At 63.9% G+C, this 25,934-nt stretch carries 25 protein-coding genes; 12 read left to right on the top strand and 13 right to left on the bottom strand.

What is annotated here, in order from left to right; all coding sequences use genetic code 11:
- The first annotated feature begins 96 nt into the window (after positions 1-96).
- On the top strand, positions 97-1,152 hold the full coding sequence (locus tag H5T64_11570; GenBank protein ID MBC7264976.1) for a hypothetical protein: 1,056 nt from the start codon (positions 97-99) through the stop codon (positions 1,150-1,152).
- Positions 1,153-1,245: 93 nt separating this feature from the next.
- Here H5T64_11570 and H5T64_11565 read toward each other — a convergent pair whose 3' ends face one another.
- Complete coding sequence (locus H5T64_11565; protein ID MBC7264975.1) at positions 1,246-1,431, bottom strand: hypothetical protein; 186 nt, start codon at positions 1,429-1,431, stop codon at positions 1,246-1,248.
- A 73-nt stretch (positions 1,432-1,504) separates the two neighbouring features.
- Between H5T64_11565 and H5T64_11560 the strand changes: the two genes are divergently transcribed.
- The 3 genes from H5T64_11560 (at position 1,505) to H5T64_11550 (ending at position 5,373) form a co-directional block, all read left to right on the top strand.
- Positions 1,505-2,485: a hypothetical protein gene (locus H5T64_11560; GenBank protein MBC7264974.1), complete on the top strand. Its 981-nt coding sequence runs from the start codon at positions 1,505-1,507 to the stop codon at positions 2,483-2,485.
- 296 nt (positions 2,486-2,781) lie between these two features.
- The gene (locus H5T64_11555; GenBank protein ID MBC7264973.1) at positions 2,782-4,197 is read left to right on the top strand and encodes a tetratricopeptide repeat protein; all 1,416 of its coding nucleotides are present in this window, start codon (positions 2,782-2,784) and stop codon (positions 4,195-4,197) included.
- 276 nt (positions 4,198-4,473) lie between these two features.
- Positions 4,474-5,373 carry a sugar phosphate isomerase/epimerase gene (locus H5T64_11550; GenBank protein ID MBC7264972.1) on the top strand — a complete coding sequence of 300 codons (900 nt, stop codon included), beginning with the start codon at positions 4,474-4,476 and terminating at the stop codon, positions 5,371-5,373.
- Positions 5,374-5,393: 20 nt separating this feature from the next.
- On the opposite strand, the gene H5T64_11545 is transcribed toward H5T64_11550, so the two are convergent.
- The 9 genes from H5T64_11545 to H5T64_11505 all read right to left on the bottom strand — a co-directional run bounded on the left by H5T64_11545 (position 5,394) and on the right by H5T64_11505 (position 15,290).
- A complete protein-coding gene (locus H5T64_11545) occupies positions 5,394-6,809 on the bottom strand; it encodes an MFS transporter (GenBank protein ID MBC7264971.1) in 1,416 nt (471 codons plus the stop codon).
- A 127-nt stretch (positions 6,810-6,936) separates the two neighbouring features.
- Positions 6,937-7,167 (bottom strand): four helix bundle protein, encoded by a 231-nt coding sequence (locus H5T64_11540; GenBank protein ID MBC7264970.1) that lies wholly within the window; start codon positions 7,165-7,167, stop codon positions 6,937-6,939.
- A 20-nt stretch (positions 7,168-7,187) separates the two neighbouring features.
- The gene (locus H5T64_11535) at positions 7,188-8,375 is read right to left on the bottom strand and encodes an iron-containing alcohol dehydrogenase (GenBank protein ID MBC7264969.1); all 1,188 of its coding nucleotides are present in this window, start codon (positions 8,373-8,375) and stop codon (positions 7,188-7,190) included.
- Between the two features lie 75 nt (positions 8,376-8,450).
- Positions 8,451-8,759 (bottom strand): antibiotic biosynthesis monooxygenase, encoded by a 309-nt coding sequence (locus H5T64_11530; GenBank protein ID MBC7264968.1) that lies wholly within the window; start codon positions 8,757-8,759, stop codon positions 8,451-8,453.
- A gap of 312 nt (positions 8,760-9,071) precedes the next feature.
- Positions 9,072-9,515: a YbjN domain-containing protein gene (locus tag H5T64_11525; GenBank protein ID MBC7264967.1), complete on the bottom strand. Its 444-nt coding sequence runs from the start codon at positions 9,513-9,515 to the stop codon at positions 9,072-9,074.
- A gap of 2 nt (positions 9,516-9,517) precedes the next feature.
- Positions 9,518-11,677, bottom strand: a complete 2,160-nt coding sequence (locus H5T64_11520; protein ID MBC7264966.1) for an ATP-dependent Clp protease ATP-binding subunit — start codon at positions 11,675-11,677, stop codon at positions 9,518-9,520.
- Between the two features lie 67 nt (positions 11,678-11,744).
- Positions 11,745-12,794, bottom strand: coding sequence for a hypothetical protein (locus tag H5T64_11515; GenBank protein MBC7264965.1), 1,050 nt, complete (start codon positions 12,792-12,794; stop codon positions 11,745-11,747).
- Between the two features lie 467 nt (positions 12,795-13,261).
- Entirely contained in the window at positions 13,262-14,623 is a 1,362-nt protein-coding gene (locus tag H5T64_11510; GenBank protein ID MBC7264964.1) for a hypothetical protein, read from the bottom strand.
- A gap of 358 nt (positions 14,624-14,981) precedes the next feature.
- Complete coding sequence (locus H5T64_11505) at positions 14,982-15,290, bottom strand: hypothetical protein (protein MBC7264963.1); 309 nt, start codon at positions 15,288-15,290, stop codon at positions 14,982-14,984.
- 270 nt (positions 15,291-15,560) lie between these two features.
- Between H5T64_11505 and H5T64_11500 the strand changes: the two genes are divergently transcribed.
- From H5T64_11500 to H5T64_11465, 8 genes are all read left to right on the top strand, one after another.
- On the top strand, positions 15,561-15,857 hold the full coding sequence (locus H5T64_11500) for a hypothetical protein (protein MBC7264962.1): 297 nt from the start codon (positions 15,561-15,563) through the stop codon (positions 15,855-15,857).
- Positions 15,826-16,269 carry a hypothetical protein gene (locus H5T64_11495; protein MBC7264961.1) on the top strand — a complete coding sequence of 148 codons (444 nt, stop codon included), beginning with the start codon at positions 15,826-15,828 and terminating at the stop codon, positions 16,267-16,269. The genes H5T64_11500 and H5T64_11495 overlap by 32 nt, the downstream gene beginning before the upstream one ends.
- A 352-nt stretch (positions 16,270-16,621) precedes the next feature.
- Positions 16,622-18,073, top strand: coding sequence for a hypothetical protein (locus H5T64_11490; protein MBC7264960.1), 1,452 nt, complete (start codon positions 16,622-16,624; stop codon positions 18,071-18,073).
- 72 nt (positions 18,074-18,145) lie between these two features.
- Positions 18,146-19,474 (top strand): phage portal protein, encoded by a 1,329-nt coding sequence (locus tag H5T64_11485; GenBank protein ID MBC7264959.1) that lies wholly within the window; start codon positions 18,146-18,148, stop codon positions 19,472-19,474.
- A gap of 158 nt (positions 19,475-19,632) precedes the next feature.
- The gene (locus H5T64_11480; protein MBC7264958.1) at positions 19,633-20,136 is read left to right on the top strand and encodes a hypothetical protein; all 504 of its coding nucleotides are present in this window, start codon (positions 19,633-19,635) and stop codon (positions 20,134-20,136) included.
- Between the two features lie 46 nt (positions 20,137-20,182).
- Positions 20,183-21,076 (top strand): phage major capsid protein, encoded by an 894-nt coding sequence (locus tag H5T64_11475; protein MBC7264957.1) that lies wholly within the window; start codon positions 20,183-20,185, stop codon positions 21,074-21,076.
- A 93-nt stretch (positions 21,077-21,169) separates the two neighbouring features.
- On the top strand, positions 21,170-21,550 hold the full coding sequence (locus H5T64_11470; GenBank protein MBC7264956.1) for a hypothetical protein: 381 nt from the start codon (positions 21,170-21,172) through the stop codon (positions 21,548-21,550).
- A 132-nt stretch (positions 21,551-21,682) separates the two neighbouring features.
- A complete protein-coding gene (locus H5T64_11465) occupies positions 21,683-21,835 on the top strand; it encodes a hypothetical protein (GenBank protein MBC7264955.1) in 153 nt (50 codons plus the stop codon).
- Between the two features lie 639 nt (positions 21,836-22,474).
- Here H5T64_11465 and H5T64_11460 read toward each other — a convergent pair.
- From H5T64_11460 to H5T64_11450, 3 genes are all read right to left on the bottom strand, one after another.
- On the bottom strand, positions 22,475-25,144 hold the full coding sequence (locus H5T64_11460) for a tetratricopeptide repeat protein (protein MBC7264954.1): 2,670 nt from the start codon (positions 25,142-25,144) through the stop codon (positions 22,475-22,477).
- Positions 25,120-25,413, bottom strand: coding sequence for a hypothetical protein (locus H5T64_11455; protein MBC7264953.1), 294 nt, complete (start codon positions 25,411-25,413; stop codon positions 25,120-25,122). The genes H5T64_11460 and H5T64_11455 overlap by 25 nt, the downstream gene beginning before the upstream one ends.
- A 346-nt stretch (positions 25,414-25,759) precedes the next feature.
- A partial coding sequence (locus H5T64_11450) for an MFS transporter (protein ID MBC7264952.1) occupies positions 25,760-25,934 on the bottom strand: 175 nt, incomplete at its 5' end.

The raw sequence follows: 25,934 nt of genomic DNA, 5'->3' as shown, positions 1-25,934 counted from the left end.
TACGTTTTGCTTGGAGGAAACAGGGTTCTGTGTTAAGATGCTACCCGCAGGTGGCTTGCACCACCGGTAAATATCCCGAATGAGGAGACCCAACCTATGTCCAAGGAACCAGCCGATCAATTGGCCAGCGCCATTCGCAATCTCCAGTCTAAACTGGATTCCCTCCAATCTGACGCCCGGCTCACACGTCTGCGAGATGAAATCGAGGATTTGACCACCACTGTCAGCGGGCTGGGGCAACGGGTGAAACAACTTCGCGCTCGAGGCTACGTCTTCGAAACCGCATTGCAGGGAACCGCAGAGAGCCTGGCACAGCAGTGGGCGACCCTGCGCGGTGAAGTGTCGGCGCGAATTGAGAAAGAGGCCGCCGCCCTCCAATGGGACCTGCGTACGGTGGAGGCGCAGGTAAAGCAGGTGGTGGATCGCGCTGGCGACCCGGCTGCTGCCCAATCCCTCCTGACGAAAGCCCAGGCAGCAGTGGAGACGCTGGAAGGGAAGGTGAAGGCAGTCCAGGATAGCATCAGGGGCATGTATGACAACGCCCAGAGCGAGGTGAATCAATTCGTCACGCACCTACAGCGGGTGGAATGGATGCTCGCCCAACTGGCAGAGGCCACATTCCAACTCCTACCCACCGAGGCGGGCATTATGGCTGTCTCAGCCAAGTGGGTCAAGGGCGACAAAGACGATCCCCGAGGCGTCCTCTACCTCACGGATCAGCGCCTTCTCTTCGAACAGAAACAGGAGATCGCCACCAAGAAAGTCCTTTTCATCACCACCCAGAAGCAAAAGGTGCAGCAACTGCTGTTCGAGGTTCCCCTGGGGCAGATCGAGAAGGTGGTGGCCAGCAGGAAAGGGCTATTGGGGCACGAGGACCACATTGAACTGACCCTCGCCCCCGAAGCACCAATCCCCACAGCCCATTTTCACCTGAGCGGTCAGGACTGCAATTGGTGGCAGGGGCTGATTGGCCGGGCTAAGGCGGGCGAATTCGATCAGGATCGCGTCGTGCCGCTCGATCAAGCGGCAGTGGAAAAGGCAAAGGCAGCGCCGGACCGCTGCCCGAACTGCCGTGCCCCGATCACCCAGCCAGTGCTACGGGGCATGGACAGCATCAAATGCCAATACTGCGGCCACGTGATCCGGCTGTAAGCCATCAGGCCCTAAGGGTTTGAAACCCTTAGGGCCTTGGTTTGAGAAGGAGGATGGGGATGAAACGAACCGTCCATGTCCGCCAATGTGTAATCACTGTAGGGGCAAGCCTTGTGCCCGCCCGGTAGGGGCGACCCGGCGGGTCGCCCCTACACCCGCCCGGGAGTATTCACTGCAGGGGCGGGCCTCGTGCCCGCCCAGCAGGGCACCCACAAGGGGTGCCCCTACATCGTCCGCCAAGGCCGAACGTGCCCGCATTCGTGGCGGGCGGGTTTCCATACCCGCCCCCTTGCAGCGCCTATGAAATGCCGCCACCCCAGATAGGGGATAAGAATCGAAAGCGAGAAACCAAATGTATCACATCAAACTCCGCGGCAATTACGAAGAGATGGGCCATCAACAGGGCCGGCCCCTGAAAGGGAGCGGGCTCACTATCGCTCCACCGGAGCCCAAAAGACTCCGCCTGGCGAAGCAATGCGAGGAAATCGTGAGACAATATGCGCCAGAGTTGCTGGACGAGATGCGCGGCCTGGCCGAGGCCGCCGGGCTGGACTACGAGGCCCTGCTCACCCTCACCGCCCCCTTTGAGCCGGCGGACATACCCAGTTGCAGCGTGGCGGCGGTTGCTCCCGAGCGGACGGCGGATGGCCGCCCACTGGTGGGGAGAAACTACGACTTCTTCTATCGGGTGAAGGGAGGCGCTACCACCTACTGCACCTATCCTCAGGGGCGCTACGCCAGCCTGGGCAACTGCGATATCTGGGTGGGACGCGAGGATGGGCTGAATGAAGCCGGCCTTTTCGTAGCCATTGCCGCCACCTTCCTCCCCGGCCTGGTGCCGGGGCTGACCTTCTGGCTCATCGTGCGCCTGCTCCTGGATCGCTGCGCCACGGTGGAGGAAGGGCTGGCGCTCCTCCAAGGCGTGCCCCACGCCCAGAGCCGCAACTACCTCCTGGCCGACCGTTTCGGCAAAGCCGCGGTCGCCGAAGCGACGGTGGAAGGAGTGGAGGTACGCTATCCCGAAGACGGCCTGCTGGTGATGACCAATCACGTGGTTTGTCCAGCGCTGGCGGGAAAGGAGCGCTTCGTGCCGCCGGACTCCCATCCCCGCTACAATCGCCTGCGGGAATTGTTAAGTGGGGCGGGGCTGGTAGACGCTGGAACAATGAAGCGAGCCTTGGCGGATCACCAGGGCCTGGTCTGCTCCCACGGAGCAGGTATGATCGAAAAATTCGGGACGCTGTGGTCGCTGGTGGGGCACCCAGGCGAACGGTGGCTGGACATCGCCGAGGGTCATCCCTGCCGGGCGCGATATCGGCAGGTGAGATTCTGATCCGGCGTCCTACGGGCGGGCCTTGTGCCCGCCCTAGGGGCACCCGCAAGAGATTTCAGACCTCCGAGGTCTTCGAGACCTCGGAGGTCTTGGGCATTGAGGGCAATCCGCATTTCGCCCCCGAAGCGTTCTCGATGTAAAATTCCCGATGACGTGGGCAGCCGGTAGGGGCGGGCCTTGTGCCCGCCCAGTAGGGGCAACCACGGTAGAGGCGGGCCTCATGCCCGCCCAGTAGGGGCGGGCCGGCGGGTCGCCCCTACGTGGACCATAAAAAATCGCATCAGGAGATATTACAAATGACGCAACAGGATCGCAACTACCTCAAGTTTACCATAGCACTCGGCCGCGGTCTGGCCTATATTACCAAAGGCAAATACGGCCGTGCCATCACCGAATTCACCCGGGCCATCCAACTCCAACCCAACTTCCTGGAGGCATACATCAACCGCGCGATTGCCTACGTCCTCAAGGGCGACTACCAGCATGCCATCGCCGACTACGATCGAGCCACCCAACTAGAACCCGACAATGCCTTGATCTACGTCGACCGCGGGAGCGCCTATGCCCACATGGGCAACTACGATCGCGCCCTTGCCGATTTCGCCTATGCCATTCAACTCGAGCCTGACCTGGCCATCGCCTATCACAACCGCGGGCTCGCCTACGCCGACATGGGGGACTACGACCATGCCATCGCCGACCTCAACCGGGTCATCAAACTTCGGCCCGACTTGGCCAGCGCCTATTACAACCGCGGGCTCGTCTACGCCGATATGGGGGACTGCGACCGCGCTATCGCTGATTTCAGCCGCGCTATCAAACTCCAACCTGACTTCGCGAAAGCCTACTACAACCGAGGGAACGCCTACCTTGACAAAGACAGCCCCGACCAGGCCATCGCTGACTTCAGCCGCGTTATTCAACTCCAGCCTGACTCGGCCGAGGCCTATTACAACCGCGGGCTGGCCTATGCCAGCAAGGGTGACCACGACCAGGCCGTTGCCGATTTCAGCCAGGCTATCAGGCTCCAACCCGACGACCCCGAAGCATACTACAACCGCGGGGATGCTTACGCCAATCTGGAGGACTATGACCACGCTATCGCCGACTTCACCCGGGCCATCAAACTCCAGCCCGGAGAGGCCGATTTTTACTACAGCCGCGCAGTTGCTTATGTGAGCAAAGGGAACTACCATCGCGCCATCGCCGACTTCAACACCATCATAAAACTTCACCCTGAACTCACCGCTCGTGCCTGCCTTGGACGTGGGCTCACTTACACTGCCAAAGGTGATTATGACTCCGCTATCGCTGATCTCACCCAGGTAATTGCCCTCCAGCCGGACTTCGTGGCCGAGGCTTACCTTGCCCGTGGGATCTCCTATATGGGCAATGGTGACTCCGACCGCGCTCTCGCCGACTTCACCCAGGCCATCCGGATCCAGCCAGATGACGCCGTGGCTTACTTCAACCGTGGACGCGTCTATGTCGAAAAAGGTGACCACGCCCAGGCCTTCGCTGATTTCAACCGGGCCATCCAACTACAACCCGACCTGCCCTCCGCTTATTTTGGTCGTGGGCTTATCTATGGCCTGATGGGGAAGGAAAAGAAGGCCGCCGCGGATTTCCGGAAATGTCTGGAACTGACAACGGACCCCGTCGAGCGGGGGAAAGTGGAGGAATTGCTGAGAGAATCGGGAATTGAACTGTAGGGGCGGACCTGGTGCCTGCCCGGTAGGGCGACCACAAGGGTCGCCCCTACACCCGCCCTGGGGCAACCACCGTAGGGGCGGACCTGGTGCCCGCCCCGGGGGCAACCACGAGGGGTCGCCCCTACACCCGCCCAGGGGCATTCACCGTAGGGGCGGGCCTTGTGCCCGCCCAGGGGCACCCACAAGGGTCGCCCCTACACCCGACCATACGAATGGCCGAACCTCCCGCAGGTTCAGAACCGGCGGGAGGGTACCGGAACACAGAGAGGAGGAAACATGCGCTTCGGAATCGAAATGCTACAACGATCGCTCATGATCGAGATGGCGATGCCGATGTTAGCCCGCCAGCGCGCCGCCGAATTCGCCTGGCCCTCCATAGACGCGGCGGTCCTGGTCGAGCGCATCGCCGACCTCGGCTTCAACCTCATCGAACTCAACACCGACCTGAACGTGTTCTTCCCCGATAGTTTCGGCCTGCCGACGCTGCGCCGCCTGGCAGACCTGCGGGAGTCACACGGCATCGGCTACACCGTCCATCTGCCGCTGTGGTCGCTGGAGCCGTCCACGCCGGTATCGTGGGTGCGCAAGGGGTCGCTGGAGGCGCTGGTGGACGCGGTGTTACGCCTGGGCCCCCTGGAGCCGGAGGTCTATGTCCTGCACGCCACCGGGGCGCTGGCGGCGGAGTTCTACACCATGGCTGCCATCCCCGATAGCGCCCGACCCCTGGTGCTTTCTATGTTCAACCGTAATGCCAAAGAAAGCATCGAGGAACTGCTCCGCCGGACGAAGTTGCCCACGCGGGCCATCGCCATCGAGACCATCGAGTTCCCCCTGGACCTGACCCTGGCCCTAGCGGAGGAACTGGACCTCTCCATCTGCTTCGACACCGGCCACGTCCTGGCCAAGTTCCCCGGCGCGGTGGAATTCGAGGAGGCGCTGCGGCGCTCGCTGCCGCGCCTGGCCGAGGTGCACCTGCACGACGCCTACTACCGCCCCCAACCCGATGGCACCTTCCGCCGGGCGGACCACCTGCCCCTGGGCCAGGGCGACCTACCGCTGCCCTTCCTCCTGGACACCCTACGCCAGGCCGGATTCAACGGTCCGGTGATCTTCGAACTCACCGTGCAGGAAGCGAAACAATCTCTGGAGGTCCTCCGCCCCTTGCTCGGCGAGTAGGGGCACGGCGTGCCGTGCCCCTACTCTTTCTGGCCCGGTCGCACCCGAAGCAGGATCACCGCCGAAAGCAGGAACAGCGCCCCGTAGATGCCGAAGATCACCAGGTAGCCCAGCCCCTTCTGGTAAGCGTTGAAGAAATCGGCCATAGGGCCGCCGATGCCCGCCCCGACGATGCCCGCCCCAGCGCCGGCCAGGTTGGAGACACCCAAATACCGCCCCGACTCGGCGGAGGGCACCAGGTCGGTCCCCAGCGCCCAGTTCACGGTCATGAAGATGCCGGCGGAGAGACCGATGATCACCCCGCAGACGGTTACCAGCGCCATGTTGTGGGCGAAGAATAGCCCGAATGTGCCCACCGCCGCCACCACGCCCGCCAGGGCCACCAGTGGCTTGCGCCCGAACTTGTCCGAGAGCCATCCGCTGGGCAGAGCCGACAGGAGGGTGAAGATGCCCACCACCATCATCAGGCTGCCGGTGGCGGCAGGAGCGTTGGGCACGTGCAACACGTCCTGCAGGAAATATTGGGCGAAACTCTGGATGGATCCCACCGCCGCCAGATAGAGCAGGCGATTGACCACCCACCAGGTGAAAGAGGGATACTTCTGGGCACCCTCGCCGATGCCCACCCGCGCGCTCCACCACACCCCCAGGATGATCGCCCCGGCCATGGCCACAAGACCCGCCAACCCCACAGCGACCAGTTGCGCCACTCCCCAGCCCGCCAGTATCCTGCCGACCAGCCCCACCAGACCCCCGAACACCGTGGTTACCACGGCGAAGATGAGGGTCAGCAAGGCGATCCGCACCAGGGCAGGCTGTAGGGGCTCGGCATGCCGAGCCCCTACCCGCAGGGGTTCTTCGCGCACGGCCAGCATGGTGATCAGCATAGTCACCAGCAGCGAGCCCATGACCACCAGGATGGCCTCCCACACTTTGCCCGCCCCCACCAGCCGGGCAGTGGTGAAAGCGGTCAGGATGATGGGCAATAGTTCCATCATCGCCTTGACCCCGGAGGCTCTCCCGCGCTGATCTTCGGGCACCAGGTCGGGGATGATGCCCTGCAGCGCGCCGTGGGCAATGTTGGAGGAGAATTGCAGCAGGAGCACGGCGGCGAAGAGCAGCCAGTAGTTGCCGGCGAGCCCGATGATGGCCAGGAAGATCAGGTCGAGCACCGTGCCGACGAAGATATAGGGGCGCCTCCGGCCCCAGCGCGCCGTGCTGCGGTCGCTGAGCAGCCCGGCTGCCGGCTGGACGAGGATGGCCACGAGCAGCCCCGCCGAGCGCAGCGCGCCCAGTGCGGTGCCCTTCACCGCCTCGCCCACGAATTGCGCCACCAGGAAGGGCAGGATGATGGGCGTCAGGCTGCCGGTGGCCATATTCAAGCCCAGCCAATAGATGTTATAAGTGATGAAGTCGTACCAGCGCATTCGTTTCATAGTGGACCTTCCTTTCCGTGCGATTAAGCCGCCGATGAGAGCAGGCGGTAGGGGCACCCCTCGTGGGTGCCCTTGTGGGTAGGCACAAGGCCCGCCCCTACGAACAACGCGTCTGTTTACCTACGAACTATGTGCTAACCACCGCCGAGGGCAGGTATGGAGACCCGCCCCTACGGGGCGTCGGAGGCATCATCTGTAGCGGCGGCTTTCCATAGCCGCACTTTTCTGCTCCATAGCAACATTTCCGCCACGCCTCGGCGATGTTGGAACAAGCCGAACGCGACGAGCGGCGAATCTGGTCGGTCAATGAATACGTCTCTTCTCTGGGAAACCCCTTTGTCAATTCGAAGATACGCAGTCTCCCCGTCTCCCCATCACCTACAGCGCCCGCTCCAAAATCTCCCGCATCTCCTCGGTAGTCAGTTGGATCGGGTTGCCGCGCATACTGCTGGCCACGCGTCCTTTCTCGATCAGATCGGGCAGGTCGGCGGACGTCACCCCATAGGAGGACAGCGGCGGCACCTTGAGCGCCCCGCACAGTTCCTGCACCCAGGCCACGCCGTCGCTGGCAGTGGCTTTGGCGTTGCCGGTGAGGATGCGGGCCACCTCGTCGTAGCGGCGCAGCGCTTCGCCCTCCGGGAGCCGCTCCCGCAGTGCGCGCACGTTGACCGCCATCACGTGGGGCAAGAGGCGCGCGCACACCGCGCCGTGGGGTGCGGGGAACATCCCCCCGATGGGCCCGGCGAAGCCGTGTGCCGCCCCCAGACCAGCGTTCGCCAGCGCCAACCCGCCGAATAGACTGGCCAGCGCCATATCCTCGCGGGCTGCGGTGTCGTCGCCGTGCTCGTAGGCCCGGCGAAGCGAGCGCGCCGCGCGGCGCATCCCATCCCGGCACACGGCATCGGTCATCGGGTTGGCGCGGTTCGAGACAAACGGCTCGATCAGTTGGGTGAGGGCATCGAGGCCGGTGCTGGCCGTGACATCCGGGGGCAGGCTGTAGGTGAGTTCGGGATCCACCAGGGCCAGGCGGGGCAACATCAGCGGACTGCGCAGACTAACTTTGACCCGGTGCTCGGGCGAGGCTAACACCGCGTTGCGAGTGACCTCGGAGCCGGTGCCGGCGGTGGTGGGGATGGCGATGTAGGGCGCGGAGGGTTGGGTGAGGGGTTGTCCCCGTCCGATCACCTCCAGGTAGTCGAGGGGGTCGCCGCCATTGGTTAGTAAGGCGGCGATGGCTTTGCCGGTATCGAGCACGCTCCCGCCGCCGAAGCCGATGACCAGGTCGCAGCCTGCTTCCCGCGCGTATTGGGTGCCCTGGCGAACGATCTCTGTGGTCGGCTCGCCGGCCACGGGGAAGACAACAAGGGGCTTAAGCCCCTTGTTGGTCTCCCGCCTTATGTCAAATCCAGCCTCGGCTAGGAGAGCGAGGAGCGGTGCGGCGCGCTCTGTCCTGCGGCCGGTCACCACCAGAGCCCGGCGCCCCATCCCCGCCGCGATGGGCCCCACCTCGCGCAGGGTGCCCGCCCCGAAGATAATGCGCGTGGCCGTGGCGAACTCGAAATGCATAGTCCCACCCCTCCAAAACCTTGAAGGTTTTCAAAACCTTGCGAAGGTTTGGAACCTTCGCAAGGTTCGTTTCACTCAGCCCCACCCCTCATCCGCGGGGAAGACGTTGGTGTACTTGACGCTGGTGCGCGGCTCGGCCATCATCTCCGCCACCGTGTCGCGCCATTTCTGGTAGTGGGCGGTTTCCTTGTGCTTGGCGGGGTCCTCCGCCGTGCGATAGACCTCCACCAGCACGAAGCGGGTCGGGTCATCCTCTTGCTGGATCACGTCGAAGCGGGCGATGCCAGGCTCCTCCACGCTGTGACGGGCGTTCTCCACGGTGGCCTGGCGGAAGGCTTCGACGTACTCCGCTTTGACGTGTACGTGCACGTGGACGATGAGCATCTCGAACACCCCTTTCTTATGACAAGTCATGCCGACAACATCTCTCAGCGGATGGCCTGCGGCATAGCGGATTAGCGGATATGCCCACGCCATCCATCCATTCATCCGCTCAATCCGTTGACCGCCATCCGGGACAGGTATGGAAACCCGCCCCTACGATCGATGCTGCTCAGCGGATGTCTACGGCCAGAGTGAGGGGGAGACAAGAAGCACTGCTCCCCATCTCCTTGTCTCCTTGTCCCCTTGTCCCCCTGTCTCCCTGTCCCCCTGTCTCCTTGTCCCCCTGTTTCCCTGTCACTCTCGACCGCCAGCCTACCGCATCCGGTCGAAGGCGCGCTGACCACCCCAACGAGCCACGATCTCGTCGTCGAACTTGTCGGCAGTCATCACCACCGCCATCACCGACGCCTTGAGTTCCTCCTTGTCGCAACTGGAGCCAACGATAGTGTGCTCGAAGAATATATCGTTGTCCTCGTCCATTCCAAATGCGCCGAAGCGCATCGTGTCGTTTTTCTGTAGCAGATAGTGCATCAAATCCTGCGTCGGTTCCGCGCCAGTGACCACGTACGCCCGGACGGTGATGGTAGCATCATCTTCGCCCCACGGGGCCACCGACACATAGGCGATCGCCGAGCCGCTCATAACGGCGAACACGGGTGCATCGTCGCGCGCCATCGAGAACGCCCCAAACAACTCTTTCACCCATGGCCCGATTTTCTCGTAGCAGGCTTTCTGTGCTGCGGTCTTGAATTCCATGATCAATCGCTCCTTTCTTCCGGTTCCACCGAAATAGTATCCCCTTCGCCTTTGACAATGCGCAATGTCACCTCCTTCTCGCTGGCAGATGACAGGTACGGGACGAGGAGAGGGCTGAGTCGCTCATCCACCAGTCGCTCCCAGTCGCGCTGACTGGCATAGGCGCTCTGCTGAGTCAAGAGCCAATCAATGAGGCTCTCCGCCCAGCGCAGATGCACTCCTTGCTTGCGATAGCGGTCCGAGAGATCGGACAGGAAATGTTTCTCCAGCCAGCGCCGCCGTGCCACGTCCGAGGTCATCACTTCGGCGCACACCAGGTCGCACTGGGCGACGAACTCCGTGCCCAGAAGCCCCTCGGCTATTTCGCGGATGCTCGCTGCGCCCATCTCTTGCCTCCGCTGGAACCCGAGCGCGCGCTGCTCCTTCAATTCGCTCTGGGCAGTCAGCAGCACGATGGTGTCGCTCAGATAGATCCTCTTGCCGCGCCCGTCGGTCAGGAAGCCATCTGCAAGCGCCTGCTTGAGCACTTCGCGTATCTGGGGGTGGCAGAGGTGGATGTTCTCACAGCGCACCACACACCACGGCATCTGCGCCACGCGGTGAATGGGCAATGCATCGCTGTAGCCCACGTAGCCGGGTGGCGCGCCAACCAATAGGGTCACGTCGGCGGGGTGCACGAAGTGACCGAAGTCTATCGCTACCACGCGGTCCGCCGCACCGAACAGTGTCTCGGCGATGGTCTCCGCCAACGCCTCGCTGCTCGCGGTGGCGTCCCCGATGAGCAGCACCACCGCGTTCGGACGGGCCGGGCGCACGTCCACACCCCGCATGGTAACCTCCAGCCGGTTCAGAAGCGTATCCGCATCCTCTTCCGTCAGCAGGGCGCGTTCGGACAATTGCGCTCTCAGTGCACTTAATCCTGCCCCCACTGCCAGTGGCATCCCCACCATCCGCTTCGCCACCGTCTCGGCGTCCGTCCTTTCCACCGTGCCCTTGCCCTGCGTGACGGCGTAGGCCACGCACTGTTCCAGCAGATCGATCGCTTTGTCGGGGAAATAGCGGTTGCGCAGGAACTTCTGGGCGAAGTCCACCAACCACGTCAGCACCTCATCGTGGATTTGAACCCCGCGCAGTCGGGTGAACTCCTGGCTTAGGGTGGTCAGCACTTCCATCGTCTGCTCAGGGGTCAGTTCCTGCACCCGTATGGGCTGGAAACGTCGTTCCAACGCGGTGTCGGGTTCGATGAAGCGGCGGTATTCATCATCGGTGGTGGCGGCGATACAGGCCAGGTCACCGCGGGCCAGGGCCGGCTTCAGCAGGCTGGCCACATCGCCGGTGCCGACCATCCCGCCGACACCGATCACAGTGTGCACCTCGTCAATGAACAGGATGATGCCTTCCTGGCGGGCTTCGTCTAACAGCGCCCTCACTCGCTTCTCCAACTCGCCTACTATATGGGCTCCCGCAACCAGAGTGGAGGGCTGCACTGCCAACACCCGTATCCCGCGCAGTACCTCGGGCACATCGCCCTTCACAATCCGCTGCGCCAGCCCCTCCACAATCGCCGTTTTGCCAACGCCCGCAGGCCCCACGAGGACGGGGTTACGCTTCGTGCGCCGACAGAGGGTTTCGATGACCAGTTGGATCTCTTCCTGGCGCCCTACCACGGGGTTCAATTTGCCTTCCTGGGCCGCGCGGGTCAGGTCACGTCCGAACTGCTCTAACGTGGGCGTGGGTTGGGCAGCACGGGGGCGGTAAGCCGAGGGTTCGAGGCTGGGGGGAGGGGTGGTAACACCTGGCTGCTCGGTTAACGTGTAGCCGGCGGCAGTGAGGATGACGGCCGCGAGATCACGCTCGGCCGCCTGGGCTTTGCACCGCGTCTGTGCTCGTTCGCTGGCCAGGCGCAACACCGTCTCCTGGTCCAGCAACTTGCCCACGTTGCCCTGCTGCAACTGTTCGCGCAGGTGCCGCCGCAGCGATGCTGCCTCCAGTCCCTGCGCCATCGCCTCCGCCATCGCCCCGTGTCGCTCCACCAAAGCGAGCAGCCAGTGATACACGCCCATTTGCGCGTGCTTGCCCTCTTGTCGCTTCTGCACAGCGTTCTCTACCAGTTGCTGCGCCCCGAACGTAAGGCCCCGGAATGCTCCCTCCTTCTCCGACATCCGCACCCCCTTTCACCGGGAGGAGAAAACCTCCCGCAGGTTCAGAACCTGCGGGAGGTTTGGTCCGCTACTTCGGGATGGTGATCATCACCTGGCTGCCGCCATCCTTGGTGCTGATCATCACCTGGATGGTGCGGCCTGCCTTGCTCCAACCCTGCATCACCGTCCCCTCCAACGTTTGGTCGCTGTCTTTGCTCCAACCGTTGGCGGCCAGTCGTGCCCGGTAGAAATCCGCCACCGTCGCCACATCGTCGGCCACCGAGAACGAGACCATCCCCTCCATCGCGAAGAATTCCGTCGCATTGGGATAGAGCGGCACATCCTCGGGCAGGCCGGTGGTGACCGCCGGCGCCTCGATGGAGATGGGAACATTCACGTCATAGACCTCGAAGATGTACTCCGCGCTGCCGCTCTTGCCCTCTCGGGTCTCCTTCCACCGCAGGAGGTAGCGGGCGGTGAACGCCGGCAAGCCGGGTTGGTCGGCGATCCAGGCCTCGCTCTGGACATCGCTGACCTCTCCCTTACTCAGGGCGGCGATCATCGCCGGGCTGAAGGTGAGGACGTAGTGGCGGGTGCGTATGCCGTTGACGGTCTCTACGCCCACATAGCGGTAATCGGTGGAAGTATCCACCGTGTTAGCGATGTCCTCGAAACCGAAGAATCCCTGACCGAACGTGAGCAGGTCTTCGGGCTTCTGCTGGTATTGCATCCAGCCCTGGCCGAAGTCCATCCACTGGGTGTCGCCGATCTGAATCATCGTCCAGCCTGCTCCCGCGCCGCCCTCTTCCCGGAACACGATGCGTCGGGCCGCGGGCTGGCGCCTCTCCTCTTGCTCCGCGTTTATCCCTTCCACTGTGCCATCCTCGGCGGTCCAGCGCCAGGTGAACCGGGAGCGATAACTGTTCAGCCCAGCCAGGGCGTTGGGGTCCACCTCTGGCCGTGGGATCTCCTCGGTCGGCGGGGTGAGGGGCGTGGGCGTCGGCGGGGGTACGGTGGGAACCACCACCTTTGGCGTGGGGCTAGGCTTCTCTTCTGGTGCCGCTGCCTTTGGGCCGCAGGCCACCAAAGAGAGGATCAGCCCGACTGTTACCAACCACAACACTTTATTCTCTTTCACATTTCCTCCTTGCTCCCAACCTTAAACTATCCGTCAGGTGCACCTGGAGTATACTGCGGGGGATTGGAAAAAGGCAAATAGGCGGTCAACTCGTTCAGCGGCAGTTATACTGCCGTGCACCCTCGTTCAGCGGCAGTTATACTGCCGCGCACTCCCAGGCTGCTAAGGCGACCCGCAGTGCAACTGCGGGGGAACGTAAGGGCGGCGACCCGTAGTGGGTCTATCCTCCCGCAGGTTCTGAAACCTGCGGGAGGATATTTTTGGAGGACAACGTGGGAGCCGTCTCCAGACGGCGATATTCCCGACAGACTTCCACAGACTTCCGAAGTCTCGGAGACTTCGGAAGTCTGTACACCTCTCGTTCAGCGGCAGTTATACTGCCGCGCATATGGGAAACAAAACCTTGCGAAGGTTTGGACAACCTTCGCAAGGTTTAAGGTTTCTAGCCGACAAGTTGGCAACTTGCCCTACGGCTTATTCGCCGTCCAGGTGCCGGACTGATTCAGATAGTATGTGGCCACATAGGGCGGCCCCGGCAAGCCAATCACGATCGGATAACCAGTGAACGTGTAGGTGCCGTTGGCGCTGGTAGAGGATGTGAAATCGCCACTGAAGGCAAAGGAGCCGGAATAGTCGAAATGGCCATTTGCGATGGGACCGGGTCCGTTGATCGTGATCCTGGTGGTCCCCGTCGCCCCGTACTGCGGCGCACTCCAGTCGGTAGTCAGGGTGAAACTGAACCACTGCGTCGAGTCCACGGAGACATCAAAGGACATCGGGTGCTCGCGACTGGTGGTGCCCACCCAGTGACCGGGGGCGGGCGCGCCGGGTTGTGGCGTGCGCGTGGGTGTGGGGGTTCGTGTCGGGGTGGGAATAGGCAGCGGGAACCCTTTGCGGATGATGGGCAGGAACACTTGGGCCATCCCCGGCGTGCGGGTCGCCGTGGCCGTCGCGCCGACAGTCTGGGTCGCGGTGGGTGTCACCGCCGGCTGAGTCTGGGTGGCGGTGGCCGTCGCGCCGACAGTCTGGGTGGCCGTGGGCGAAGGCGTCGGCCCGCCAAGTTGCACCCCCCACAACTTGTAGTTATCAAAAGCAGTGTTGGCCGTGCCCGACTCGCGGTAGTTGAAGGCGGCGAAGCCTGTGGAGCCAGAGGGCAAGGTGGAGTCAGTGAAAGAGTTCACTTGTTGGTCATTGATGTACAAATCGAAGTGGGACCCTACGCCCACCACGCGCATCACGTTCTTGGTAGTGCCGCTGTTGATGGCAGACGAGGTTGTCCAGGCAATCAGGGTGGTCCATCCACCGTTGTGGAAGAGCGAGACCGCATATTGCTTATCCGGCGGGTACACCTCGAATAAGTAGTAGGCAATGCTCGGGGTGCCCATCCCCACCACGCGGAATATCTGGCCATAGGTTACATCGGCCTGAGCCACGGTGGTGCGCCCATCCAGGGAGAACTCGAAGTCAGTGACATCAAGGTTGAGTGCCAACAGAACCATCGTCCGCGGACACAAAACATTGACCGCGTATTCGCCGGCCTGGTAGGCTGTGGTAAAGCATTCTCTCGTGACCACTGGCCAGCCGCTGGCGGGGTTGCTGAAATCGTCTTGGTAGAGGAGGGGCCAAGGTTGGGTCGCGATGCTTGAGCCTGGAACTGCCGGTGGCAAGGCGGGGCCCGATGGAGGCCGGTGAGCGGGAGATAAGGGATCAACGTGCACGCTGTGGAGTGGAGCCGGAGGGGAGTGGCCCGCCACCTGCGGCGGAGAGGCCCCGGCGAATAAGGCCACCGCCAGGGCGAAACAAATGCCGACGAGAGTTAAGGTGCGCATTTTGGGGTCTCCTTTCGTTGGGTGCACCCAATGTGTTCGGAGTGTATCATAAGGGGGTGAAAAACGCAAATGGGCTATGAACGACAGACTTCCGAAGTCTCGGAGACTTCGGAAGTCTGTGCAACCTGGCGAAGGTTCAGAACCTTCGCCAGGTTGCTCTAAGGTTGCTCTACCTGTCCGACCCAAAAAGAGAAAGGCTGGTTATTGGCCAGCCTTCTCTCGGACGAGGGACAAGAGTTTTCGGCAATGGGTCTGCGATGAGGCTGTGTTGGATGGTTGAATGCTTGTACCCCGTCGAATGTCAGCGCCCGCCGAGACCCCGCCCTTAGCCGCGACGGGCGCTGCCAATCCCGAAGCGTCAATGGTTCGGCCCTGGAGTAGAACGTATGGTTTGGATGCCGAGCCGCCCCAGACGCAGTTCGGTCAATTGATTGACGAGTTCCGATTCCTCGTGGAACTCCTGCTCCGTGATATAACCCTTGGTAAAAGCCTCCTGCAGTTCGCCGCAGCGTCGCACACAAGCCAGTTCGATTTCGATCGCCTTCTGGAGGGCCACCATGCGCTCCAAATCAATCGCCACCTTGGCGAGTAGCCCGCGCCTTCTTGCTACTGCGGTCATCTGGGTCACGTTGGTTTCTCCTTCTACGATGTCACTGCGGCTACTCAATTTGCACTCATTTTATACTACTGCAACATGAAAGAAAGATGTATATTAAGTTTCAAAATGGTATACAAAAGTGAAAATTTTGTAACCTTGAACCTTTTTCGGAACGATTTTCATTACAGTTTTTTCATCTGCCTCTCGTTTTGAACCGTTTTGCAACGCTTATGCGACGATCACCACATTCTACTCCCTTAACAAAGGAATTGGGCTGTTTCTCCGATTTGACAAAATAGAACATTTGTGCTATACTATGGTCAGTATAGGAGGTGGACCTTGATCTCACTACACGCCAGCCAGTCATGCGTTACGGCCCGACCAGACCAGCGGTCGGGCCGTTTGCATTCCCTTCACATCGGTGAAACGACCGAGAGGGACGTGGAGCCGCGCGCCCTCACCGCCCGCGCTGGTGCCCTCCTCCTCTGCCTCTTGGCCAGCGCCATGGCCGCGCCACTGGGTTGCCCCCTCCCCTGTCCTGACGCCGGCAGAGAAGACGGAGATGAGGGACGGGGCAAAGCCGTTTCTCCACCGCGAGGGATCTATGAGCCAGAGGATACCATCGCGCCGCTGTGAGGTGCCCGGTTGCCGCGCTTGGGCGATGCGGGGGACATCTCGCTGTCGCAGCCACACCCCTCACCTCATGGAGGGTAGGGGCACGGCACGCCGTGCCCCTGCGGCAGAACCCATTTTGCCCTACGCCGACCTCTTCACCGCCGCCGAACTCGACGCCCTGGCCAAAGCCACCGCCGACGAAAGCGTGGACGCCGAGATCGCCCTCCTGCGTTTGGCCATCCGCCGGGTCATCGAGCGCTACGGCGAAGATGATCCCGCCCGAGCGCTGGAACTCCTGCGCCGAGGAGTGGACAGCCTGGTGCGTGCCATCCGCGCCCGCCGCGACCTGACCGGCAAACCCGACGACGGCTTGACCGAACGGCTGGGCGCAGCCCTGGACGAACTGGCCAGTGAGTGGGGCGTGTCGCTGTAGGGGTGTATGGCCATACACTCTCAACGCCTTTCACCCGCGGCGGCCCCGGCAGAGGGGCATTGCCGGCAGGATGTCGGAGCTGCCGCCCTTCCGATCCCCGCTCCAACCCGGGCCCTGTCCTGCCCCTCCAGGGCCCTCCCCAGAAAAGAAGCAAGAGGCAAGAAGCAGGAAGCAAGGGGCATGAGGCAAGGGGCAAGGGGCATGAGGCAAGGGGCAAGAGGCATGAAGCAGGAAGCAAGACTCCGCATCCCGCATCCTGCCTCCCGCATCTTGCCTCCTGCATCCCGCCTCCTGCATCCCGCATCCCGCATCTTGCATCCTGCCCCCTGCATCCTTTCCACGGTGATGCGAAGTGACACTGCAAAAAGCCCTTCTCCGTTGCCTGGCCGACATCCGTCCTTTCTCACGCTACGTGGTGGGCCGCGAGTTGCGCCCGTACCAACTCGAACCGGCGCGGGCCATCTTAGACAGCGTCTTGCATTGCCGCGGCCTCACCTTCGCCATCGTGATGGCGCGCCAGGCCGGGAAAAACGAACTCAGCGCCCAGGTGGAGGCCTATCTGCTCGTCCTCTATCACCGAGTAGCCGGGGCCACTATCGTCAAGGCCGCCCCCACCTTCCGCCCCCAGGCCGCCATCAGCCTGCGCCGCCTCCGCGACTGCCTCTCCGCCTTCCCCCAGAGCCTGCAATCCATCGAGGATGGCCACATCGTCTGCTTCGGGCGTGCTCAAGTCCACTTCCTCTCCGCCCACCCCCAGGCCCACGTCGTCGGCCAGACCGCCTCGCTCCTCTTAGAATGCGACGAGGCCCAGGACGTGGACCCCAGCAAGTGGGATAAGGAATTCGCCCCCATGGCTGCCTCCACCAACGCCACCACCGTCTTCTACGGCACCGCCTGGACCTCCAACACTCTCCTATCGCACCAGGTACGCGCCCTGCACCGACTGGAAGCCGCCGATGGCATCCGCCGCGTCTTCGTGGCCGACGCCGAAGCGGTGGCGACGCAGGTTCCCGCCTATCGCGATTATGTCAACGCTGAGATCGCCCGCCTGGGACGTCAGCACCCTATGATCCGCACCCAGTATTTCCTGGAGGAAATTGACCAGGAGGCGCAGATGTTCCCGCCAGCGCGCCAGGAGACGATGCGCGGCACCCACCCCCGCCAGACCCGACCCATCGCCCCAGGGCAGATGGTGGCGTTCCTGCTGGATGTGGCCGGCGGCGACGAGACCATCCTGCAGCGCCCGACGCAATTGGGCTTGCCCGACCTGGGCCCGGTCCGCCGCGACTCCACCGCCCTGACTATCGTGGCCGTCGAGCCGCCCACCGGCATCACTGCCCTGCCCACCTACCGCGTCCTCGATCGCCGCCGCTGGACGGGTGTCGGCCAACCGACCCTCTACGCCGCCCTGACCGACCTGGCGGAGACCTGGCATCCCCGCTGGATCGTGGTGGACGCCACGGGCATTGGTGCCGGCCTTTCCGGCTTCCTAACCGCCCGCTACCCCCGCCAGGTGATACCCTACGCCTTCAACCTGGCCACCAAATCGGATCTGGGATGGGGCTTCCTGGCGGTGGTGGACAGCGGGCGCTACAAGGAGTACGCCGACGACGGTGCGCCCGATACGGCGCAATTCTGGCGTGAGGTGCAGGCCGCCCAGGCCGAGGTGCTGCCCGGCCCGGCGCGACGGATGCGCTGGGGCGTCGCCGACCCGGCGGTGCACGACGACCTGCTGGTCAGCGCCGCCCTGTGCGCCCGGCTGGATGAGGTGGACTGGCGGCCCCGGGTGGCCGTAGGCGAGTAGGGGCGAGGCATCCCCGAACCGGCCTATCCGTAGTAGTAGGACAAATTGCCAATTTGTCCTACAGGAGGTACTATGTCTATCCTGCGTGATCTCACTGGCAAATTGTTCGGCTCCACCCTCTCCGACGCCCTCACCTCGCGCGACGCCGAGCGCATGGCCCGCTACCGCGCCAACCTGGACTTCTACAACGGCGAACTCTACCAGCAGCATCCCCGCACCACGCGCCAGCGCGCCGACGAGGTGCGCGAAGTCTTCAACTACGCCCAACGCCTGGTGGAAGTAACCGCCTCCAAACTGGTGCGCGGGATGGAGTTCCGTGTCCTGCCCTGGGCGGAGATGCCCGAAGCCCTCGCCAGCGCCGAGCGAGCCCGCGATGCCCTCTACGATGTCTACGAGACCGAACAATTGGACATCGCCGATTATGAGACTGCGGTGGATGCCGCCGTCCTGGGCGATGGCTGCTACACCGTCCGCTGGGATCCCCGCCGCCAGCGGGTGCGCGTGTTGCCGGTCTGCGTGGAGGGCCTCTGGGCCTGGTGGCGCGGCGACAACTTCCGCGACCTGTACCGCGTGGTCCAGCGTTACCACCTGGCCGGCGAGGAAGCGGAATACTGGTTCGGGTTGCGCGCCCAGAGCGCCGAGGTCGAGATCATCGAAGACTGGACCGCCGAGACCACCACCCTCTACGCCGACGGCGCGCAGGTCTCCCGCCAACCCAATCCATACGGCTTCCTGCCCTACACCATCTGGCCCAATCTCAAGCGCCCCAAGGAGTTCTGGGGCCGCGCCGATGTGGAGATCATCCGCCCGGTCTGCCAGCAACTCAACGAGCGCCTGAGCACCCTGATGTGGCTGATGCGCGTCTCGGGGAACCCGGTGGTGCTATTGGAGGGCGTGGACTCCTCGCGGGGCATCCGCGTGGGGCCGGGGGAAGTGTGGCACATCCCGCCGGGGGCGCGGGCCCAGGTGCTGGATCTATTGGGCCCAGTGGGCGAATACCACCTGCGCTCCATCGAACTCCTGCTCGGCGTCCTCCACGACCTGAGCGCCGTCCCCCGCGCTGCCCTGGGACAATCGAAAGCCGAAGCCTGGCGTGCTATGCGCCTGGAACTCGACCCCCTGGTGGATATGGTGGAAGTCAAGCGCCTGATCTGGGGGGCGATGGTACGCCAGCGCAACTGGATGATCCTCTCGGTGCTGGAGCGCATGACCGGCGCCGAGTATGGCAGCAAGCGCACCCAAGTGAGTTTCGGCCCGGTCTTGCCGGAGGACGAGGGCGAAGTGGCCGCGCGAGAGGTGGCCCTGGTGGGCGCGGGCATCCACAGCCGCCGCACCGCCGCCCTCCTCACCGGCATCAAAGACCCAGAGGCCGAGCTGAACCGTGTGCGCGAGGAAACGTAGGGGCGAGGCGATGCCTCGTCCAACGGAAGGGATGAACCGCGTGCGCGAGGAAATGTAGGGGCGAGGCGATGCCTCGCCCAACGGAAGGGATGAACCGCGTGCGCGAGGAAATGTAGGGGCGAGGCGATACTTCGCCCAACGGAAAGGAGGTGATACCTATGGAAACCGAACCGACCGCCACCCAAGACGTAGGGGCAGGCCTCGTGCCTGCCCAAGACGCAGTGCCAGGTCTTGTGCCCACCCAAGACGTAGGGCCAGGCCTTGTGCCCGCCCAGGATGTAGGGGCGGGCCTCGTGCCTGCCCAAGATGAACCGTCCGAACTCGAGCGCCTGCGCGCCGAACTCGACGCTGCCCAGGCCACGCTCCAAGCCCTCACCGCCGAGCGCGACGCCGCCCGCCAGGACTACGCCACCGCCGTGGCTCGCTACCGCCAGCAGGTCATCGCCGCCCACGCCGACATCGTGCCCGACCTGGTGGCTGGCCAGACCATCGAGGAAGTGGACTCCAGCCTGGAGCGGGCAAAATCTGCCTTCGCCAGCCTGCGGGAGCGCATCGTGGGGCAAGCCACACCCCTGGGCGGCGCACCCCGCCAAATCATCGCCGAGGACCTCTCGGCCCTCTCCCCCGAGGCGAAAATCGCCGTCGGCCTATCCAGACGGTAGGACAAATTGGCAATTTGTCCTACCGCAATCCACAAAGGAGGTATAAATGCCACTCAGCAAAACTGAAGCAGCCAAATTGACCCAGGACCTGCTCCTGCGCGGCGTGATCGAGGCCATCGTGAAGGAATCCGCCGTCTTCGACTACCTGCCCTTCATGGCCATCACCGGCTCAGCGCTCAAATACAACCGCGAGGCCACCCTGGGCGACGCCGAATTCCATGCCCCCAACGCCGAATGGGGCGAGTCGGCGCCCACCTTCGAGCAGGTAACCGCCACCTTAGCCATCTTGGGCGATAACGCCGACATAGACGCCTTCCTCCAAGCCACCTACGCCAGCCACAACGACCTCACCGCCGCGGTCATCGCTGCCAAAGCCAAAGCGGTAGCCCACAAATTCATGGAGACCTTCTACTACGGCGATACCGCCGAGGACGAAAACGCCTTCGACGGCCTGGCAAAACTGGTGGATGCGGGGCAGGAGGTGAGCATGGGCACCAACGGGGCCAAACTCACCCTGGCCAAATTCGACGAAGCCCTCGACCTGGTGGCCCCTGGCCGACCGGACCTGATCTGCATGAGCAAGCGCACCTTGCGCGAACTCAAGACCCTGCGCCGAGCGGCAGGGGTCTCGGAGGAAGCCCACGTGAACGCCTTCGGCCGGCGCATCGAAACCTACGACGGCATCCCCATCGCCGCCGACGACTTCATCCTCAACACCGAGACCCAGGGCACATCCTCGGATTGCACCAGCATCTGGTTCATCCAGTTCGGGATGATGCGCGGGGTGATAGGTCTGGAGAACGGCGGCATCGTCCACGAGGACGTGGGCCCGATGGAGACCAAGGACGCCCGGCGACATCGCATCAAGTGGTACTGCGGCCTGGCGCTTTTCCGCAAGGCGGCCCTGGCCCGGCTCAAGGGCATCCGCCCGCTCTCATGATGCAAGAGGCAAGGGGCAAGATGCAAGAGGCAGGAGGCAGGATGCAAGAGGCAGGAGGCAGGATGCAAGAGGCAGGATACAGGAGGCAAGACGATGAGCGTGAAGTATGACGAGAACGGGATCCCCTACCCCACCTGTGGGGTAACCGAGGATGGGATCCTCTTGGCCAGCGCGGCGCGCACCTCCGATGGGCAATCGGCGGCGGTGGCCTGCGACTGGGCCCACGAGTTGCTGGTGATGGTGGACGTCACTGCGGTGTCGGGCACGAGCCCCACCCTGGACGTGGACATCGAGGTCTCACCCGACGGCGGCACCACCTGGTTCGTGGCGGCCAGTTTCACGCAGTGGAATAACACCACCGGCAAGAAATTGCTGGCGCTGACCACCTGTGGGTCGCTTTTCCGGGTGGCCTACCAGTTGGGCGGCACGTCGCCATCGTTCACCTTCGCCGCGTGGTACGCGCTGAAATCATAACCTCACCCCATCTCCTGCCCCTTCCCCTCTCCGTTGACGGAGAGGGGAAGGGGGTGAGGGGGTAGGGGTGAGGTCTAAGGTGGTGAGGTGGTCAGGGTGGGGTGGGTGGGCGCGAAGGAAGGAGGTGAGAATATGTCGTGGCAAGAACTGTGGCCGATCCTGTGGCCCATCGTGCGTCAGGTGCTGATCGCGGTGCTGGTTACCCTGCTCGGACTCTTGGGCTACGAGCGAGCGGTGGTAGCGCCACGCCTGCGCGCCCTGGAGCGCCGCCTCAAGGGAGACTAGGAGACGGGGAGATGGGGTGAGGGGGAGATGGGGGGATGGGGGGATGGGGGGATGGGGTGACAAGGGGAGGGGGAGAGACTATGAGCGGATGGCCTGCGGTGAAAGTGACGGGGAGACAGGGTGAAGGGGAGACAAGGAGCACCGCCGACGGCAGTAGGGTACAACCTCACCCCTGCCCGCTCTCCGCCCCACCCCGACCCTCCCCGTCGACGGGGAGGGGGAACGAGAGGGGGTGGCCGCAGGCCGGGGGTGAGGTCCGTCCGCTAATCCGCTACCTATCCGCTGATAGCCATCCAGCGCAGGTATGGGTACCTGCCCCGCCCACCGCAGTCCCGCAGGGACTTCCTACCCGTAGCCGTCGAATTCCATTCGACGGCGAGGATGCGCAAACGCAACCGCTGCACACGGGCGATTCATTCGACGGCGGGGCTATCAGCGGATGGTCTGCAGCATAGCGCCAGACTTCAGACTTCCGAAGTTTCAGAAACTTCGGAAGTCTGGGGGCTCATCCGTTCATCCGCTACCTATCCGCTGATAGCCATCCAGCGCAGGTATAGAAACCTGCCCTGCCCTACTACTGGCCCACCGTACTACCCAGGCAACTGCCCTGCCATTCCCCTCTCCCTGGAGGGAGAGGGGTTAGGGGTGAGGGCCATCCGCCGCCAGCCATCCCTCCACCGTCTTATACTCCGGTGAATCCGGGTGCAGTTTGGTGAGCGCCTCGCGCCACAGGGCGACCGCCTTCTCCATCTGGCCCTGCTTCTCGTAGAGAACGCCCAGGTTCGTCAGCGTCTGGCCCTCCCCGTGCCGATCCCCCAGCTCCCGCTTGATGCGCAAGGACTCCTCGTAGCACGCGATGGCCTCCCCCCAGCGCCCCTGCATCCGGTAGACGATGCCCAGATTGTTCAGCGTCTGGCCCTCCCCGTGCCGGTCCCCCAACTCCCGGAATATAGGCAAGGCCTGCTCATACTTCTCGATGGCCTCCCCCCAGCGCCCCTGCTGCAGGTAGACGTTGCCCAGGTTGCCCAGGGCTACGCCCTCGGCGGCCCGGTCCTTCGCCTCTCGTGCCGCCCCCACCGCCCACTCCCCCACCCGCACCCCATCCGCCCAGTAGGAGCGAATGTCGAAGAAGCGGGCCAGGTTCGCGGCCAGGCCCGACACCAGGGGCCAAGCGCTCATCTCGTATGCTCTCTCCGCAGCGGCCAACAGGTTGCCTCGCTCGGTCTCCAGGGCGGCCAGGGCCCCCTGCATCAGGGCCCGCGCCCGCTCCTCGGGCGGCACCCCGGCCAGCCACTGCGGGGGATCCTTCAGGATTTCTTGTCTCCGCACCGGGTCCAGGCAAGCATCCTCCCATCGCGCCAGGGCCAGGAAGTACTCAGCGTGGCGACGGGCCAGGGCCGTCGCGTCCAATCCCAACCGCGGCCCGCTCTCCTTCCATTGCAGTTCGGCGTATTCGGCCACCGTGGGCAGCATCGTGTAGCGGATCATCCCATCCAGGCGTTCGGCCTGCACCTGGCTCCAGTTGCCCAACTCCTCCAGGGCCAGGTCCCAGTAGGGCAAGTTGGCAACTTGCCCTACCGCCTCCCGCGACGCGCCGCCGCGGAAAAGCGAGAGGATGCAGAACAGGCGCTGGGCGTCCTCGGAGAGGTGGTCGAAGGTGTAGCGGAAGGAGATGGCCAGCCCCCGCTGCCGCTCGGGGTAGCCCGACTTCTCGGCCACCGTCAGGCGGAAGGCGGTTTCCCGCAGGTCCTCCCGGATCTCCGCCAGGGGTTTGCCCTGCCGGGCGTGGAGGGCCACCTGCTCGATGGCCAGGGGAATGCGGTCCACCTCCTCGCAGATATCCTCCGCCAGAGGCCTCTCTTCCTCCGTCAAGGTCAGCCCCGCCCGCTCGGCGAAGAGATCCACCGCTGGTTTCACCCCCAGGGGCAAGACCTCGTGCCACTTCTCCTCGGGAGTTCCGATCCGGCGGCGGGAGGTAACCAGCAGGCGCAGCCCCTCGATGCAGGACAATTCTCGCACCAACCAGGCCCCGTCCTCATCCCCTACCGTCTCGAAATTGTCCAGCACCAGTAGGGGCGGAGCGGTGTCTCCGCCCTGTCCTTGGGGCGGGGCTATGTCCCCGCCCTGTCCGCACCGACCCAGGCGTCGGGCAATCACCCTCACCTTATCGCGGAAGAGGCCGACCTCATCCAGACCGGGCGTGGGCTGATAGGCGATGCGCAGTTCTCGCAGCAGGGCATCGGCCAGGGCGCGGCCGTCCCGCTCGTCGGCCAGGTCCACCCAGAACACGCCTCCGGGGAAGCGGCCCCGCTCCCAGTGCCAGCGAGCCACCGCCTGGGCCAATCTCGTCTTGCCCACCCCGCCGATGCCACTCAGGGTAACCAGGGGGTAATGCACCAGTAACCGGTTGACCAGCACGGTGTCCAGTTCCCGGCCCACCAGTTCGACAGACGACGGGGCCGGAGTGGGCAGCGGTGTGCCCAACTCGGTGTACTCACCCGTAACACCCGGCCGGGCCAGGCGCAGGGGTGGCCAGCGCCGAGCGAAAAGTTGGGGGATGACCTCCTCTTCTGCCTGGGCCCCGAAGCGGGCGGCGATGGCCTTGCGCCCCTCCTCCAGGGCTCGCCAGACGTCGTGCCCTCCGGCCAGGGCAGCGAAGGTAGCGGCGACGAAGTGGGCAGCCACATCCTCAGGCACAGTCTGGGTCATCCCCACCACGGCAGGGATGCCCGCCTTGTGCAGGGCGGTGGCTGTTTGGGCGGAGTAACAGGCGCTCAGGCAGACCAGGCGCACGCCGCTGTCCCGCAGGTAGCGGGCCAGTTTGTCGGGCGAGACGAGGTGCCCTTCACCGTAGGGGCTCTCGAAGGCCAGGGTGCCATCCTTCAAGCCGTGGCCGTCGAAGAGGAGAGCATCGTAACCTTCTGCTTCGAGGAGGGCCTGCTGTAGGGCGGCGAGAGTGGGCGGGTGCAGGAAGCGCACGGCAATGGGAGCGCGGGTGCTGCGCAGAGCCCTTTCGAGCGTCTCCTGGCTCAGGGTTACACTCAGCGGCGGGACCGGCACCCAGTACCACTCGTCCTCAGAGAGGTTCTCGGTGGGCACCAGTTGCTCGTTGGTGTCCACGCGGTACCAGGCCAGCAGCGGCCGGCTGAGGACGACCAGGAGGCGCAGGGGGCGCACCTCGGCGGGCGGAGCAGTCTCCCGTCGGCGCTGGCGAATGAAATGCGCGCCAGCCCGCCCGGCCAAGGCCACCACGATGACTACCAGGAGGCCACCCAGAAATTGGATCAGGACCTGCAGCCAGAAACCCATCCCAGCCTCCTTCCGTCAGCGGTTTCGCAGCGGATGAATGGATCTCCGCCGGCAACCCGTTCTGCTCCCCAGACCCGTGCTGCTACCAGGATACCACGAATGTGGCGGGTTGTCAATGTGAATGAAAACAGCCTATCCTCCCGCAGGTTGTAAACCCGCGGGAGGATACCCAGTCCCGCAGGGACTTCCCAACCGTAGCCGTCGCACACGGGCGATTCCATTCGACGGCGGGCTGCGCAAAAGCAGCCGTCGCACACGGGCGATTCCATTCGACGGCTGCCCCCTCTCCGCCCCACCCCGACCCTCCCCGTCAACGGGGAGGGGGAACGAGAGGGGGTGGCCGCAGGCCGGGGGTGAGGGCCACCCGCTCAATGCGTTCCCCGAATCCGCTGATAGCCATCCAGCGCAAGCCCGCTTCGTCGGGCAGTAAAACTGCCCGAGAACGGAGAGAACGTAGCCGTCACATCCGCTACCAGCCGGCGGTTGAAACCGCTCCTCGCGGGCCTTCGGCCAAACGTCCCCCTGCGGGGACGCAATTACCCGTCCGCGCAGGCGGACGGCCGGCGCGCAGCGTCCCATAGGCGCGATTTCAATCGCTAACCCAGGGGGTGAGGGCTACTCCGACATCTGCCGCAACGAAGGCACTGCCAGCGCGACACCCACCGCAAAAGCCAAACTGATGGCCGCCCCAACAGCCACCCCTGCCGTGGGACCGAACACCTGAGCCAATGTTCCCGCCTGCAATGACCCGAAAGGCGCAGTCCCGAAGAACATCAGAGAATACACCGCC

This window comes from Chloroflexota bacterium, assembly GCA_014360825.1.
In the GTDB taxonomy this organism is placed as follows: Bacteria; Chloroflexota; Anaerolineae; order UBA2200; family JACIWT01; genus JACIWT01.
Note: the sequence above shows the minus strand (reverse complement) of the source record. Positions and strands in the feature narration are given on the sequence as shown.